General features: G+C 73.0%; 13 protein-coding genes. 11 read left to right on the top strand and 2 right to left on the bottom strand.

Features of this window, described 5'->3' with window-relative positions; all coding sequences use genetic code 11:
* Positions 1–46 precede the first annotated feature (46 nt).
* The gene (locus tag ACFU5J_RS04455; protein ID WP_430577965.1) at positions 47–1,546 is read left to right on the top strand and encodes an RNB domain-containing ribonuclease; all 1,500 of its coding nucleotides are present in this window, start codon (positions 47–49) and stop codon (positions 1,544–1,546) included.
* A 26-nt stretch (positions 1,547–1,572) separates the two neighbouring features.
* On the opposite strand, the gene ACFU5J_RS04460 is transcribed toward ACFU5J_RS04455, so the two are convergent.
* Complete coding sequence (locus ACFU5J_RS04460) at positions 1,573–2,010, bottom strand: YybH family protein (RefSeq protein ID WP_430577966.1); 438 nt, start codon at positions 2,008–2,010, stop codon at positions 1,573–1,575.
* Positions 2,011–2,246: 236 nt separating this feature from the next.
* Between ACFU5J_RS04460 and ACFU5J_RS04465 the strand changes: the two genes are divergently transcribed.
* The 7 genes from ACFU5J_RS04465 to ACFU5J_RS04495 all read left to right on the top strand — a co-directional run bounded on the left by ACFU5J_RS04465 (position 2,247) and on the right by ACFU5J_RS04495 (position 11,671).
* Complete coding sequence (locus ACFU5J_RS04465; RefSeq protein WP_430577967.1) at positions 2,247–3,998, top strand: ABC transporter substrate-binding protein; 1,752 nt, start codon at positions 2,247–2,249, stop codon at positions 3,996–3,998.
* 153 nt (positions 3,999–4,151) lie between these two features.
* On the top strand, positions 4,152–5,144 hold the full coding sequence (locus tag ACFU5J_RS04470) for an ABC transporter permease (protein ID WP_430574182.1): 993 nt from the start codon (positions 4,152–4,154) through the stop codon (positions 5,142–5,144).
* Positions 5,137–6,186, top strand: a complete 1,050-nt coding sequence (locus ACFU5J_RS04475) for an ABC transporter permease (RefSeq protein ID WP_430577968.1) — start codon at positions 5,137–5,139, stop codon at positions 6,184–6,186. Before ACFU5J_RS04470 ends, ACFU5J_RS04475 begins: the two co-directional genes overlap by 8 nt.
* On the top strand, positions 6,183–7,106 hold the full coding sequence (locus ACFU5J_RS04480) for an ABC transporter ATP-binding protein (RefSeq protein ID WP_430574184.1): 924 nt from the start codon (positions 6,183–6,185) through the stop codon (positions 7,104–7,106). Before ACFU5J_RS04475 ends, ACFU5J_RS04480 begins: the two co-directional genes overlap by 4 nt.
* Positions 7,103–7,930 (top strand): ABC transporter ATP-binding protein, encoded by an 828-nt coding sequence (locus tag ACFU5J_RS04485; RefSeq protein ID WP_430574185.1) that lies wholly within the window; start codon positions 7,103–7,105, stop codon positions 7,928–7,930. The genes ACFU5J_RS04480 and ACFU5J_RS04485 overlap by 4 nt, the downstream gene beginning before the upstream one ends.
* 378 nt (positions 7,931–8,308) lie before the next feature.
* Positions 8,309–8,683 (top strand): sterol carrier family protein, encoded by a 375-nt coding sequence (locus tag ACFU5J_RS04490; protein ID WP_430574186.1) that lies wholly within the window; start codon positions 8,309–8,311, stop codon positions 8,681–8,683.
* A gap of 177 nt (positions 8,684–8,860) precedes the next feature.
* Positions 8,861–11,671 (top strand): ExeM/NucH family extracellular endonuclease, encoded by a 2,811-nt coding sequence (locus ACFU5J_RS04495; protein ID WP_430577969.1) that lies wholly within the window; start codon positions 8,861–8,863, stop codon positions 11,669–11,671.
* Between the two features lie 70 nt (positions 11,672–11,741).
* On the opposite strand, the gene ACFU5J_RS04500 is transcribed toward ACFU5J_RS04495, so the two are convergent.
* Positions 11,742–12,014, bottom strand: a complete 273-nt coding sequence (locus ACFU5J_RS04500) for a GlsB/YeaQ/YmgE family stress response membrane protein (RefSeq protein WP_430577970.1) — start codon at positions 12,012–12,014, stop codon at positions 11,742–11,744.
* 124 nt (positions 12,015–12,138) lie between these two features.
* Between ACFU5J_RS04500 and ACFU5J_RS04505 the strand changes: the two genes are divergently transcribed.
* From ACFU5J_RS04505 to purM, 3 genes are all read left to right on the top strand, one after another.
* Positions 12,139–12,621 carry a hypothetical protein gene (locus ACFU5J_RS04505; RefSeq protein WP_430574189.1) on the top strand — a complete coding sequence of 161 codons (483 nt, stop codon included), beginning with the start codon at positions 12,139–12,141 and terminating at the stop codon, positions 12,619–12,621.
* A gap of 72 nt (positions 12,622–12,693) precedes the next feature.
* Entirely contained in the window at positions 12,694–14,241 is a 1,548-nt protein-coding gene (gene purF / locus ACFU5J_RS04510; RefSeq protein ID WP_430574190.1) for an amidophosphoribosyltransferase, read from the top strand.
* A 52-nt stretch (positions 14,242–14,293) separates the two neighbouring features.
* Positions 14,294–15,400, top strand: a complete 1,107-nt coding sequence (gene purM, locus ACFU5J_RS04515) for a phosphoribosylformylglycinamidine cyclo-ligase (protein WP_430574191.1) — start codon at positions 14,294–14,296, stop codon at positions 15,398–15,400.
* Positions 15,401–15,466: the final 66 nt, after the last annotated feature.

The raw sequence follows: 15,466 nt of genomic DNA on the forward strand, positions 1-15,466 counted from the left end.
GCACCCTCCGCGCGCGGCCAGGACGGCCCGCCGTTACCGTCGAGCCGTGCCGACGCGTCAGCTCCATCTCGCCCATGCCGGCCCGGCCGAGGTCGCGGACGCCCTCGCCGCCCTCCGCGCGGAGGTCGGGCTGCCCGCGATGTTCCCCGCGGCCGTCCGCGACGAGGCCGAGGAGTCAGCGAAGAGCGGCGGGTCGGCGGTCGACGGCGTCCAGGCGCGGCAGGACCGGCGCGACGTCGAGCTCGTGACCATCGACCCGCCCGGCTCGATGGACCTCGACCAGGCGGTGCACGTCGCGTCGTCGGGACGCGGCTACATCGTGCGGTACGCCATCGCCGACGTCGCCGCCTTCGTGGCTCCGGGGGGCGCGCTCGACGCCGAGGCCCACCGCCGCGGCACCACGGTCTACGGCCCGGACGTCCGCACGCCCCTGCACCCGACCGTCCTGTCCGAGGGGGCCGCGAGCCTGCTGCCCGACGAGGACCGCCCGGCCGTCCTGTGGACGATCGGGCTGGACGCGGACGGCGAGATCACCAGCGCCTCCGTGACGCGCGCGACGGTCCGCTCGCGCGCTCGCCTCACCTACGGCGAGGCCCAGGCGCACCTCGACGCCGGCACCGCGTCCGAGTCGCTCGCGCTGCTGGCCGACGTCGGGCGGCTGCGTCAGGCGCGCGAGCGCGACCGCGGCGGGGTGTCCCTCGAGGTGCCGGAGCAGGAGATCGTGTCGCAGGACGGCGGGACCTTCGCCCTGGAGCTGCGCCGCACGCTGCCCGTGGAGGGCTGGAACGCCCAGATCTCGCTGCTCACCGGGATCGCCGCCGCGGCGATGATGCGCGAGGCCGGCGTCGGCCTGTTCCGCACGCTGCCGCCCGCCGACGACCGCGACGTCGCGCGCCTGCGCCGCACCGCGGCCGCGCTGGGCATCGACTGGTCCGCCGACGTCTCCTACGCGCAGCTCGTGCCCGCCCTGGAGTCGCGCCGCCCGGCCCACGCGGCCTTCCTCGCCGAGGCGACGTCGCTCTTCCGTGGCGCGGGCTACCTGGCGTTCGGGGTTCCCGGGCCGGACGGCGGTGCGCCGGTGGCGCTCCCGGCCGACGCGCGGCACGCGGCGATCGCCGCCGAGTACGCCCACGTCACCGCGCCGCTGCGGCGGCTCGCCGACCGCTACGCCACCGAGGTGTGCCTCGCGCACGGCGCGGGCCGCGAGGTCCCCGCCTGGGTGGCGGAGGCGCTGCCCGCCCTGCCCGAGACCATGGCGGCGGCGTCCCGCACCGCCGGCGCCTTCGAACGGGGCAGCGTCGACATCATCGAGGCCGCCCTGCTGGCGGGCCGCGAGGGCGAGGGGTTCGACGGCGTCGTCGTGGACGTCCGCGGGCCGGCCAAGGACGAGGCCGAGGGCGGGGTGCAGCGCGGCGAGGTGATGCTGACCGAGCCCGCCGTGCGAGCGCGCGTCGACGGCGCCGACCTGCCCCTCGGCGAGCGGGTCCGCGCGACGCTCGCCGCGGCGTCCGTCCCCGAGCGACGGGTGCTGTTCACCCTGCCCTGAGCGGTCGCGGGCGCCGCGCCGCGCGGTCAGGGCTCGAGGTCGGTGATCCCGGCGCCCGTGCGGACGTCGAGCGGCACCGAGACCTGGTCGTGCGCGATCACCCAGCGGTCGCCGTCGCGGCGCAGGCCGAACGTCCCGCGCACCCACATGCCGGGCACGGCCGTGCCGTCGGCGAGGGTGCCGCTGAGGCGGCCGAACGCGTGCCCGAAGGCGACGCGGTCGTCGACGGTGAGCGTGAGGTCGCGCAGCTCGTAGTCGACGGTGGCGAAGGTGTCGAACACCCGCACCCAATTCCGTAGCTTCGCGTCGATCCCGACGTGCTGCAGCGGCGGCTCGACGTCGAACGACACGACGTCGGCCGCGTAGACCTCGCGCAGCGCGTCGAGGTCCTTGGCGCGCAGCGCGACGGCGATCGAGCCGAGCCGTCGCCGGATCTCCGCGGTGTGCTCCTGTGTCGCGGTCATGGTGGTCGTCTCCTGTCCTCCGGGGTCCACCCTCCCGACGAGACAGCGGTCCGAGACGTGAGGGCGAGCCGTCCCCCGGTGCCGCGGCACCCGAGGTGACGTTTTGATAACACTCCTGCCTTATAACGATTCAACCTCTAGCGGAGCACCGGCATCTATTCGTTAAGGTTCCTGCCCTACGGCCATTGCGGTACCACCGCGGCGCGAGGACGCGTCGCCGACCGGAAGGACCCACGATGAACCGACGTACGACGCGAGGCCGGTGGCTGATGGCGGCCGCTGCCCTCACGAGCGTGACTCTCCTGGCCGCCGGGTGCTCCGGTGGCGACGCCGACGCCAACAAGGACGGGGGCTCGACGAACGCGCCCGCCGCCGAGGGCAAGGCCACCGACCGCGAGCTCGTGATCTGGGCCGGCTCCCAGACCCCGATCACGGCCAACTTCAACCCCTACGCCGTGGGCGTCCTCCACCTGGCCAACGGCGGCATCTACGAGACGCTGTTCGCCTTCAACAAGCTCCAGGACGTGGACCCGACGCCGATGCTGGCCGAGTCCTACGAGTGGAACGAGGACGGCACCGAGCTGACGGTCACGCTCCGCCAGGGCGTGCAGTGGAACGACGGCGAGGCGTTCACCGCCGACGACGTCGTCTACTCCTTCACCAACGCCACGGCCAAGCCCGTCTACCTCGAGGACGCCGTCGCCAAGGACGACTCGACCGTCGTCTTCTCGTTCGCCGACCCCGCGTTCGCCAACGAGTTCGCCATCCTCGGCAGCACCTACATCGTGCCGGAGCACGTCTTCGCCGAGCACGAGAAGGACTCCGGCAAGGACGCCGAGGGCAACGCGCTCGAGGGCCTCGTCGCCTGGGCCAACGCCGAGAAGCCGGTCGGCACCGGCCCGTACACGGTGGACTCCACCTCGAACGCGGCCTACACCGCCAAGGCCAACCCGAACTACTGGGGCGGCGCGCCCAAGGTCGCGTCCCTGCGGTACGTCGGCATCGACGCCAACCAGTCGGCCGAGGACCTGCTCACCACCGGCCAGATCGACTGGTCGACCATGTTCGTGCCCGACCCCGAGCGCGTCACCGCCAGCGGCGCCTACGGCTACGTGAACACGCCGGTCGACCCAACCGTGCTGTACACCTGCGCCAACGTCGACCTCGGCTGCGAGGGCGACCAGACGGACGTCGCCGTCCGCCAGGCCCTCAACGTCGCGATCGACCGCAAGGCGATCAACGACAAGGCCTTCGTCGGCCTCGCCAAGGAGATCTCGCCGACGTTCGCCCTGCTCGGCCGCGACGACAAGTGGATCGCCGACGGCATGCCCAAGGAGTCGCCGCAGACCGCGGACGCCGCCGCCGCCGCGACGATCCTCGAGGACGCCGGCTACACCAAGGACGACAAGGGCTTCTACGGCAAGGACGGCAAGGCCATCGACCTGACGCTCACGTCGGTCGACGGCTGGACGGACTACAACAGCGCCGCCAAGCTGATCGAGGAGCAGGCCAAGGCCGCCGGCATCAAGGTCACCGCGTCCACGATCTCGTGGAACGAGTTCGCCGACGCCCGCGTGTCCGGCGAGTTCGAGCTCATCATGGGCGGCGTCGTCGGCACCTCGATCGCCGACCCGTTCCAGATCTACCGCGAGTGGTTCACCGGCGACTACACCCAGAAGGTCGGCAAGGCCCTCGAGCCCGGCGAGTGGAACTTCTCCCGGTACGACAACGACGACGTGGACGCGGCCGTCCAGGCCGCCTCCCAGACGAACGACGAGGCCGCCAAGAAGGCCGCCTACGCCACCGTCCAGGAGCACATCGTCGAGGACCTGCCGTACATCCCGCTCGTCGTGAACGCGTCGCAGACGTTCTTCAACACGACGGCCTACGCCGGCTGGCCCACGGACGACGACATGTACATGTTCCCGCCGTCGTGGCAGGGCCCGTCCTCGGGCGTCATCCTCGGCAAGCTCGGCGGCGTCGAGTAGCCGACCCACGAGACCGGGTGACCGGCGGGCCCCGCGGCCCGCCGGTCACCCGGTCCGGCGCACCCGCGCCCGGTACGACCAGCACCACGACGACGTGACGCACCAACCGAGGAGGAGCCGCATGCCCGCGAACCCGAAGGGCGGCCCGACCCCATGAAGTTCTACCTGAGGCGGATCGCCTTCTACGCGATCACGCTGTGGGCCGCGATCTCGCTGAACTTCTTCATCCCGCGCCTGCTGCCGGGTGACCCGTTCGACATCCTCATGGCCAAGCTGCAGCGCGCCGGGGGCATCCCGGCGGGCACGGAGAACAGCATCCGGCTCCTCCTCGGCGCCGCCGAGAACCAGTCCCTGTGGGAGCAGTACCTCACGTACTGGAAGAACGTCCTCACGGGCAACCTCGGCGTCTCCATCACCAACTTCCCGACGCCCGTCACCGAGCTCATCGGGGACGCGATCCCGTGGACCCTCGGCCTGGTGGGCACCGCCACGATCATCTCGTTCGTGCTCGGCATCGGGCTCGGCGCGTTCGCCGGCTGGAAGCGCGGCACGTGGGTGGACAGCCTCGTCCCCAGCACCACGATGCTGCAGTCGCTGCCGTACTTCTGGGTGGCCCTGGTCCTCATCTTCGTGTTCGCCGTGAACCTGCAGTGGTTCCCGATCATCGGCGCGTACGACGTCTTCCACTTCAACGGCCCCGAGTGGAGCTGGGCCTTCGTCGGCTCCGTGCTCTACCACGCGTTCCTCCCGGCGGTGACGATCGTCGTCTCGTCGGTCGGCGGCTGGCTGCTCGGGATGCGCAACATGATGGTCTCGACGCTGTCGGAGGACTACGTCACCACCGCCGAGGCCAAGGGCCTGCGGCCCCGCCGGGTGTTCACCACGTACGCGATGCGGAACGCGGCCCTGCCGTCGCTCGCCGGGTTCGGCGTCTCCCTCGGTTTCGTCGTCGCCGGCTCGCTCGTCATGGAGCAGGTCTTCACCTACCCCGGCGTCGGCAAGCTCATGATCACGGCGGTGCGCAACAACGACTACGCGCTGATGCAGGGGGTCTTCCTCGTCATCACGCTCGCGGTCCTCGCGGCGCTGTTCCTCATGGACCTCATCTACGGCTTCCTGGACCCGAGGACGCGGCACAATGACTGACACCCCGACCCCCGACACCTCGTCGCCCGCCACCGCGCCGGTCAAGAAGTCCGCGCTCCGCCAGGTGATGCCCTCGATGTCGGGCAAGCTCGTCGCCGGGCTCGTCCTCATCGGGGCGATCGTGCTCTTCGCGGTCCTCGGCCCGTTCGTCACGCAGGACCCGCACAGCTCCGCCAACGACCCGATGCTGCCGCCGCAGCCGGGCCACTGGCTCGGCACCACGAGCCTCGGCTACGACGTCCTCGCCCAGCTCGCCGAGGGTGCGCGCGGCTCGCTGACGGTCGGCGTGACCGCGGGGCTCATCGCCATCGTGCTGGCGCTCCTTTTCGGCGTCATCGCCGGGTACATGCGCGGCTGGACCGACGAGGTCCTCTCGCTGATCACCAACATCATGATCGTCATCCCCGGCCTGCCGCTGATGATCGTGATCGCCAGCTACCTCCAGGTGCGCAGCACGCTGCTGGTGGCCCTGATCCTCGGCGTGACCGGCTGGGCCGGCGGGGCCGTCGTGCTGCGCTCGCAGGCCCGGTCGCTGCGCGTGCGCGACTACGTCTCGGCGGCCCGCGTGGCCGGCGAGAAGACCCCGCGGATCCTCCTCGTCGAGGTGCTGCCCAACCTGCTGCCCCTGCTGGCGTCGCAGTTCCTCTTCGCCATCATCCTGTCGATCCTCGGCGAGGCCGGCCTGTCCTACCTGGGCCTCGGGCCCAACGGCCAGATCACCTGGGGCACCATGCTCAACGAGGCGCAGGGCGGCAGCGCGCTCTCGCGCGGCGCCTGGTGGTGGTTCGTCCCGCCGGGCCTGATGATCGCCCTCTTCGGCACGGGCCTGTCGCTGGTCAACTTCGCCATCGACGAGATCGTCAACCCGAAGCTGCGTCTCGCCCCGGCCGCCGCCAAGAGCGTCCGCGAGGCCCGCAGGTCCGGCCGCGACAAGCTCGGCCGCGCCTCGGCGGCGCCCACCCCGGCCGCCGACCCCGTGGCCGACGAGGCCCCGACCGACCCGCAGGACTCGTCCGGCCAGAAGGAGAGGGTCGACGTATGACCACCGCCACCACCACGGGCCCGCTGAGCTCCGCGTCCCACGCCGAGCACGTGGCCGGCCTCGACCCCGTCCTCACGGCCCGGCACGTGTCGATCGAGTACGAGGTCGACCCGCCCGTCCACGCCGTCCGGGACGTCTCGCTGACGCTGCACCGCGGCGAGATCCTCGGCCTGGCCGGCGAGTCCGGCTGCGGCAAGACGACGCTCGCCTACGGCCTCAACCGGCTCCTCAAGCCGCCGGCGATCCTGCGCTCCGGCGAGGTGACGTTCCACGACGCGAACGGCACGGACATCGACGTCGTCGGCCTCGGCGGCGACTCGCTCCGGGCGTTCCGCTGGGACAAGGTCTCCATGGTGTTCCAGGGCGCGATGAACTCGCTCAACCCGGTGATCAGCATCCGCAAGCAGCTCGGCGACGTGCTCACCACCCACCGGCCGCAGATGGGCAAGAAGGAACGGGCCGAGCGTTCCGCCGAGCTCCTCGACCTCGTCGGCGTCGACCCGTCGCGGCTCGACAGCTTCGCCCACGAGCTCTCCGGCGGCATGCGCCAGCGCGTCATGATCGCCATGGCCATGGCGCTCAACCCGCAGGTCATGATCATGGACGAGCCGACGACGGCGCTCGACGTCGTCGTGCAGCGCGGCATCCTCCGCGAGATCATGCGGCTCCGCGAGCGGTTCAACTTCGCCGTCGTGTTCATCACCCACGACCTGCCGCTGCTGCTCGAGATCAGCGACCGCATCGCCGTCATGCGGGCGGGCGAGATCGTCGAGCTCGACACGTCCGAGTCCATCTACGCCCGGGCCCAGCACCCGTACACGCGCCAGCTGCTGAAGTCGTTCCCGAGCCTCACGGGTGACCGTGGTTCGTTCGTCCGCACCGGCGTCTCGCAGGACGCCGCCGAGGGGGAGGCGTCATGAGCAGCCTCGAGGTCCGCCATCTCGTCAAGGAGTTCAAGGTCCGCAACGGCGCCCGCAGCACCAGGCTGCGGGCGGTGAACGACGTGTCGTTCACCCTCGAGCCGGGCAAGACGATCGCGCTCGTGGGGGAGTCCGGCTCCGGCAAGTCGACCGTCGCCAAGATGATCTCCCAGCTCGAGACCCCGACCACCGGGGAGATCCTGCTCGACGGCACCCCCGTCCTGCGGCGGGGCAGGGGGCTGGCGTCCTACCGGCACCAGGTGCAGATGGTGTTCCAGGACCCGTTCGCGTCGCTCAACCCGTACCACACGGTGGCCCACCACCTGGAACGGCCGCTGCGGCTGCACGGCGTCGCCTCCGGGGCCGGGCTCGAGCCCGCTGTCCACGAGCTGCTGGAGCGCGTCAACCTCACGCCGGCCGAGATCTACGCGGTGAAGCGGCCGCACGAGATGTCCGGCGGGCAGCGGCAGCGCGTCGCCATCGCCCGGGCCCTCGCGCCCGGCGCGCGGTTCCTGGTCGCCGACGAGCCGGTCTCCATGCTCGACGTGTCCATCCGGCTCGGGGTGCTCAACCTCCTCGCGCGGCTGCAGCGCGAGGAGGACCTCGGCGTCCTGTACATCACCCACGACCTCGCGACCGCCCGGCACTTCAGCGACGAGATCATCGTCATGTACCGGGGGGACATCGTGGAGCGGGGGCCGTCCGACGAGGTCATCCTCAACCCGCAGCACGACTACACGAAGACGCTGCTCGCCGCCGCTCCCGAGCCCTCTCGGCACGGGCGGCTCCGGGAAGAGGTGCGGGCGGAGCTCGCCGCTTCCTGAGCGCTGGTCCGCGTGGTGGTTTCTGCGCGGGTCGGCGAGTGCATCGCGGCGACTGCGTCGCACGGGTCGGTGGGTGGGGGGCTTCCGCGCGGGTCGGCGACTGCTTCGCGCGGACGCGTTCACGGGCGCCAGGGCGCCCTCCACTTCGGGAGGGATACGTCCGCGCGAAGCACTCGCCGACCCGCGCTTCGCTGTCACCTCATCCCACGTCTGTGCGGACCGGGTCTCCGCCCCGGCATGGCGCTGGGCCGGTACGAGGGCGCGGTCCCGGTCGGGCCGCGCCCTCGTACCGGTCGCAGGACGGGGGACGACCACGCCGTGCCGGAGGGGAGGCGTGGACGGCCGGGACGAGGCGGCGCCGAGGCATAGGGTGCTGGCGTGCCTGCTCGACGACGGACCGACCCTGCCGCGGGGCGCGCGGCCGTGGCGGCGTGGCTGGAGGGCGACTCCTCGCGCCCGGTGGTGACCACCGCGGTGCGGTTCACGCTGGAGGAGCTCGCCGACGTCGCGCCGGGGAACTCGGTGGAGGTGCGCGTGCCGCCCGCAGGTGCGGTGCAGGCCGTCGCCGGGCCGCGGCACACGCGGGGGACGCCGCCCAACGTGGTGGAGACCGACGTCGACACGTGGCTCGGCCTGGCCACGGGGCGACTGACCTGGGACGACGCGCTCGGGGCGGGGCGGGTGAGCGCGTCCGGGGAGCGTGCCGACCTGTCCGCGCTGCTGCCATTGCAGGCGGCACGCCCCCGGCGCTGACGCGGTCGTCGCGCGCGGGATAGCGGGTCTCGGCTGCGTCCGCTACGTTCGGCGGCACCGGGCAGGTACCTCCGCCGGGTCCTCGGACGACGACGTCCGGTGACCTGGGGTTCAACCGTGGTTCACACGGTCCTGCTTGGGTGACGTCACCCGCACGTCCGCCGCAAAGGAGCCACCGTGACCCCACCCCGTTCCGCCCGCCGCCGAGGACCGCTCGCGGCCGCCGTGACGGCCGCGCTCGTCCTCCCCGCCGGAGCCGCGCTCGCGGCGCCCGCGTCGGCCGCCGTCTCGCCCGACGCGCCCGTCGTCATCGACGAGGTCTACGGCGGCGGCGGCAACAGCGGCGCACCGTTCAACCAGGACTTCGTCGAGCTGTACAACCCGACGGACCAGCCCGTCTCCCTCGACGGGTGGTCGGTGCAGTACGCGTCGGCCACCGGCGCCTGGGCCAACGGCGCGCAGACCGCGCTGCGCGGCGAGATCCCCGCCCGCGGCTCGTACCTCGTCGCGCAGGCCCTGGGCGCGAACACCGCGCTGCCCGCGCTGCCCACGCCCGACGTCACCGGCATGATCGCGATGTCCGGCACGGGGGCCAAGGTCGCCCTCGTGCGCAGCACCGACCGGCTGTCGTGCGCCGGGGCGGACTGCGCCACCGCCGCCGACGTCGTGGACCTCGTGGGCTGGGGCACGACCGCGAACGCCTGGGCCGGCTCCGGCCCGGCGCCCGCCACGACGAACGCGACGTCCGTCGCGCGCCGCGCCCACGCGCACACCGCCGACAACGCGGCGGACTTCGCGGCGGGTGCGCCGACCCCGGCCGCGAGCGGCACGGACCCGGGCACCGACCCGGGCCCGGGCGAGGACGCGACGATCGCGGAGATCCAGGGCACCGGCGCGACCTCGCCGCTGGCCGGGAAGACCGTGACGACCACCGGGGTCGTCACCGCGACCTACGCCACGGGCGGCTTCGACGGCCTGTACCTGCAGACCGCGGGCACCGGCGGCGACCCCGCCGACGACCCGACCCCCGGCGCGTCCGACGCCGTGTTCGTCTACTCCCGCGCGGCCGCGCAGCAGCTCGAGATCGGCGACCACGTCGAGGTCACGGGCAAGGTCAGCGAGTACTCCGGCCTGACGGAGGTCAGCGCCGACGCGTGGACGGTGCTCGACGAGCCCGCCTCGGTGGAGCCCCTGGCCACGACCTGGCCCGCCACGGAGGCCGAGCGCGAGGCGCTCGAGGGCATGCTGCTCGCGCCGCAGGGCGACTTCACCGTCACCGACAACTACGACACCAACTTCTACGGCACCGTCGGCCTCGCGGCCGGCAGCTCGCCGCTGGTGCAGCCGACGACGGTCGGGCGGCCCGGGTCGCCCGAGGCGAAGGAGCAGGCCGAGGACAACGCGGCCCGCGCCCTCCTCCTCGACGACGGCTCGTCCACCAACTACAGCTCGGCCGCCAACTCCGGCCAGCCGCTGCCCTGGCTGACGGGCGGCGACCCGGTGCGGGTCGGCGCCGCCGTGACGTTCACGCGCCCGGTGGTCCTCGACTTCCGCTTCGACGCCTGGGGGCTGCAGCCGCAGCACCGGCTCACCCCCGACGTGGCCGACGCGGTGCAGCCGGCCACGTTCGAGGACACGCGCGAGGCGACGCCCGAGGCCGTGGGCGGCACGCTCCAGGTAGGCACGTTCAACGTGCTCAACTACTTCACGACGACCGGCGACCAGCTCACCGGCTGCCGGTACTACACCGACCGCGCCGGCGACCCCGTCACCGTGCGCGACGGGTGCGACGCCCGCGGCGCCGCACAGGCGGACGACCTGCAGCGTCAGCAGACCAAGATCGTCGCCGCGATCTCCGCGCTGGGCGCCGACGTCGTGTCGCTCGAGGAGATCGAGAACTCCGCGACCTTCGGCAAGGACCGCGACCAGGCGCTCTCCGACCTCGTCGACGCGCTCAACGCGCACGACGGCGCCGGCACCTGGGCGTACGTCGGTTCGCCGGCGGAGCTGCCCGCCAGCGAGGACGTCATCCGGACGGCGTTCGTCTACCGCACGGCCGGCGCGGAGCCCGTGGGCTCCTCGCGGATCCTCGACGACCCCGTGGCGTTCGGCAACGCGCGCCAGCCGCTCGCGCAGGTGTTCCAGCCGGCGGGCGGGGTCGACGCCGACCCGGGCGACGACGTCGTGGTCATCGCCAACCACTTCAAGTCGAAGGGGTCGGCCGGACCGTGGCCGGGCGACAAGGACACGGGCGACGGCCAGGGCGCCTCGAACGAGTCGCGCGTGCGGCAGGCGACGGCGCTGGTCGCCTTCGCCGACGACGTGGCCGGCGACACCGGCACCGACGCGGTGCTGCTCGTGGGCGACCTCAACTCGTACGAGCAGGAGGACCCGGTCCTGGTGCTCACCGACGCCGGCTACACGGACCTCGGCCCCACCACCGGCGAGTACACGTACGCGTTCGACGGCGCGGTCGGCTCGCTCGACCACGCGCTCGCGTCGCCCGGCCTGGTCGACCGGGTGACCGGCACGGACATCTGGAACATCAACGCGTACGAGCCGGTGGCGAACGAGTACAGCCGTTACAACTACAACGCGACGATCCTCTACGACGAGTCGCCGTTCCGGTCGTCGGACCACGACCCGCTGCTCGTGGGGCTCGACCTCGCGCCGGCCGCGCCCGCCTGGTCCGCGAAGGCCACGTACACCAAGGGCGACCGGGTCGCCTTCGGCGGCGGCCTGTTCGAGGCGCTCTGGTGGTCGCGCGGCGACCGGCCCGGTGCCTCGCTCTACGGGCCCTGGGCGGAGGTCGGCGCTCCCGTCGTGACCGCCGACGGGACGTTCCCGGCCTGGACCCGCACCTGGGTGTACGGCAAGGGTGACGTCGTGGTCCACGACGGGCACCGCTGGGAGGCGCGGTGGTACAGCCGCACCGACGAGCCCGGCGCGTCGGCGTACGGCCCGTGGAAGGACCTCGGCGCCGCCTGACCCGCTCCGCACGGACTACGGCCGGGCCGGTCGGACCACCCACGTGGTCCGACCGGCCCGGCCGTCGTCGTCAGGGCTGCTGCTTGCGGCTGCCCATGCCCGCGACGAGGGAGACGCCCACCGCGGCCAGCACGATCTGGAAGACCACCTCCAGCCAGTCGATGCCGCCGGTGTCCTCGACCCCGAACAGGCTCGCGACCCACGTGCCCAGCAGGGCCGCGACGATCCCGACGAGGATCGTCACCAGGATCGAGATGTTCTGCCGACCGCGGACGACCAGCCGCCCCAGGGCGCCGATGATCGCGCCGATGACGATCGCGCTGATGATGCCGGAGATGCCCACGATGCTTCCCCTCTCTCGACGACGGCGCTGGTCGCGCCCTCGTCGACCGTACGGCGGGCCGTCCGTGCCCGCCGGGCGCCGACGGTGTGCCGGCGGGCCCCACCCGGTGACTTAGGCTCGTGGGGTGAGCAGCTCCGCCCCCGACGGCCCCGAGAACGACGGCGCGACGACGGCCGGGTCCGCGCCCGGCGAGGTCGGCCCCACCCCCGCACCGCAGCACGCCGCGGACGGTCCGGCACCCGCCGACGCGCCCGCGGACCACGCCTCCCCGGCGGACGCCGCGGCCACGGACGACGGCGCGACGGAGGCCTCCACGACGGGGGCCCCCGCGAGCGAGGAGCCGCAGGACGTGACGCTGCTCGTCGACCCGGACCGGGTGCGCCGCGCGCCCAAGTACCCCGTCTTCCTCTGGGTGGGTGCGCTGGTCGGCGCCGTCGTCGGCCTGATCTTCTCGACCTGGCTCATCGACGTCTCCGGCTCCGCCGAGACCCTGATGAAGCCGGGCGTCTACGTGTCGGTGACGGTGCTGGGCGGCATCGCGCTCGGCCTCGGGGTCGCGGGCCTCGTCGCGGTGATCTCCGACCGGCGCAGCCTGCGCCGGCGCTGACTCCTCCGCCGGCCCGTCCGGCGACCCGTCCACGCAGGTCGGCCGCCCGGGCTCCTGTGGGATACTCGGACCATGCCCTTGCGCCCTGACGGCCGCCTGAACCATGACCTCATGCCCGGCGAGAAGGGCCCCCAGGACGCGTGCGGCGTCTTCGGGGTCTGGGCCCCCGGTGAGGAGGTCGCCAAGCTCGCCTATTTCGGCCTGTACGCGCTGCAGCACCGCGGACAGGAGTCCGCGGGCATCGCGACCAGCAACGGTGAGCAGATCCTCGTCTACAAGGACATGGGACTCGTGTCCCAGGTCTTCGACGAGACGGCGCTCGACGCCCTCACCGGACACCTCGCCGTCGGCCACTGCCGGTACTCCACCACGGGTGGCGTGACCTGGGAGAACGCCCAGCCGACGCTCGGCGCGACGGCGGGCGGCACCGTCGCCCTCGGGCACAACGGCAACCTCACCAACTCCGCCGAGCTCGTCAACCTCGTGGCCGAGCGCTACGGCGCGCAGCGGCGCGGCGAGCTCGCGCGCGGCAACACCACCGACACGGCGCTCATCACGGCGCTGCTCGCGGGCGACGCCGACCACACCCTTGCGCAGACGGCGCTCGAGGTGCTCCCGCGCCTGCGGGGTGCCTTCTCCCTCGTCTTCATGGACGAGGGCACCCTCTACGCCGCGCGTGACCCGCAGGGCGTGCGCCCGCTGGTCCTGGGCCGCCTCCAGCGCGGCTGGGTGGTCGCGTCGGAGACCCCCGCCCTCGACATCGTCGGCGCGTCGTACGTGCGCGATGTCGAGCCGGGCGAGCTCATCACGATCGACGCCGACGGCCTGCACTCCGACCGCTTCGCCGAGCCGGAGCGCGCCGGCTGCGTGTTCGAGTACGTGTACCTGGCCCGCCCCGACAACACGATCAACGGCCGATCCGTGCACGCGTCGCGCGTCGCGATGGGCCGCGCGCTGGCCCGCGAGCACCCGGTCGAGGCCGACCTCGTCATCCCGACGCCCGAGTCCGGCACGCCGGCCGCCGTCGGCTACGCCGCCGAGTCGGGCATCCCGTTCGGCCAGGGCCTGACGAAGAACGCCTACGTGGGCCGCACGTTCATCCAGCCGTCCGACACGCTGCGGCAGCTCGGCATCCGGCTCAAGCTGAACCCCCTCCGTGAGGTCATCCGCGGCAAGCGCCTCGTCGTCGTCGACGACTCGATCGTGCGCGGCAACACGCAGCGCGCCCTGGTGCGGATGCTCCGCGAGGCCGGCGCCGCCGAGGTGCACGTGCGCATCTCGTCCCCGCCGGTGAAGTGGCCGTGCTTCTACGGCATCGACTTCGCCTCGCGCGCCGAGCTCATCGCCAACGGGCTGACGCCGGACGAGATCGGGCAGACCCTGGGTGCCGACTCCCTCGGCTACATCTCGCTCGAGGGCATGATCGAGGCCACCGAGCAGCCCGCCTCCCAGCTGTGCGCGGCCTGCTTCACGGGCAAGTACCCGATCGAGCTCCCCACCGCCGACCAGCTCGGCAAGCACCTGCTGGAGCAGGCCGAGCTGCCCCTCGGAGCCCCCGAGGACGGGCTCCGGCAGGTCTCCGTGGGCGCCGGTGCGTCCACCGCCCTCGACCATCCCTGACCGTCGACCGACACACAGCCGACTGACACAGCCGACGAACGGTGAGCCACACGTGACGAACGAACCCCTGACCTACGCCGCCGCGGGCGTCGACACCGAGGCCGGCGACAAGGCCGTCGAGCTGATGAAGGACGCGGTGCGGCGCACGCACGGTCCCGCCGTCCTCGGCGGGGTGGGCGGGTTCGCCGGGCTCTTCGACCTGTCGGCGATCCGCGAGTACCGCAAGCCGCTGCTCGCCACGTCGACCGACGGCGTCGGCACCAAGGTCGCGATCGCCCAGGCGCTCGACAAGCACGACACCATCGGCTTCGACCTCGTCGGCATGGTCGTGGACGACATCGTCGTGGTCGGCGCCGAGCCGCTGTTCATGACGGACTACATCGCCACCGGCAAGGTGGTCCCGGAGCGCGTCGCCGACATCGTGCGCGGCATCGCGCAGGCCTGCGAGGTGGCCGGCACGGCCCTCGTGGGCGGCGAGACGGCCGAGCACCCGGGCCTCCTGGAGCCCGACGAGTACGACGTCGCCGGCGCGGCGACGGGCATCGTCGAGGCGGACGCCGTGCTCGGCCCCGACCGGGTGCGCGCGGGAGACGTGCTGGTCGCGATGGGATCGAGCGGCCTGCACTCCAACGGCTACTCGCTGGTGCGGGCGGTCGTGAAGCACGCGGGCTGGACGTTGGACCGGCACGTCGAGGAGTTCGGCCGCACCCTGGGCGAGGAGCTGCTGGAGCCCACGCGCGTCTACGCGCGCGACGTGCTCGCGCTCGCCGAGGACCCGGCCGCCCGGGTGCACGCGTTCACGCACGTGACCGGCGGCGGGCTCGCGGCGAACCTCGCGCGCGTCCTGCCCGAGGGCACGGTGGCCACGGTCGACCGCTCGTCGTGGGAGGTGCCGCCCGTCTTCCGCACGATGCGCGACCTCGGCTCGGTGCCGCGCCACGACCTGGAGAACACGCTCAACCTCGGTGTCGGCATGGTGGCCGTCGTCGGCGCCGACGGCGTGGACGCGGCGCTGGCGACGCTGGCCGCGCGCGGCGTGCCCGCCTGGGTGCTCGGCTCGGTGGCGGACCTGGACCCGGCCGCCCCGGCCGAGGACCTGGTCGCGGGGACCAAGGGCGTGCACGGCGGGGCCGTCAGGATGACCGGCGACTACCGCTGACGATCCGCAGGGCGGGGGAGGTCCGGCCTCCCCCGCACGGACGAAGGGCCGGACGGCAGCTGCCGT

The organism is Isoptericola sp. NPDC057559, assembly GCF_042801555.1.
In the GTDB taxonomy this organism is placed as follows: Bacteria; Actinomycetota; Actinomycetes; order Actinomycetales; family Cellulomonadaceae; genus Isoptericola.

What these genes read in the sequence shown, in the direction of transcription:
- ACFU5J_RS04460 (WP_430577966.1), bottom strand. Translation starts at nt 2,010, where the DNA reads ATGACCGCGACACAGGAGCACACCGCGGAGATCCGGCGACGGCTCGGC.
- ACFU5J_RS04465 (WP_430577967.1), top strand. Translation starts at nt 2,247, where the DNA reads ATGAACCGACGTACGACGCGAGGCCGGTGGCTGATGGCGGCCGCTGCC.
- ACFU5J_RS04470 (WP_430574182.1), top strand. Translation starts at nt 4,152, where the DNA reads ATGAAGTTCTACCTGAGGCGGATCGCCTTCTACGCGATCACGCTGTGG.
- ACFU5J_RS04475 (WP_430577968.1), top strand. Translation starts at nt 5,137, where the DNA reads ATGACTGACACCCCGACCCCCGACACCTCGTCGCCCGCCACCGCGCCG.
- ACFU5J_RS04480 (WP_430574184.1), top strand. Translation starts at nt 6,183, where the DNA reads ATGACCACCGCCACCACCACGGGCCCGCTGAGCTCCGCGTCCCACGCC.
- ACFU5J_RS04485 (WP_430574185.1), top strand. Translation starts at nt 7,103, where the DNA reads ATGAGCAGCCTCGAGGTCCGCCATCTCGTCAAGGAGTTCAAGGTCCGC.
- purF (WP_430574190.1), top strand. Translation starts at nt 12,694, where the DNA reads ATGCCCTTGCGCCCTGACGGCCGCCTGAACCATGACCTCATGCCCGGC.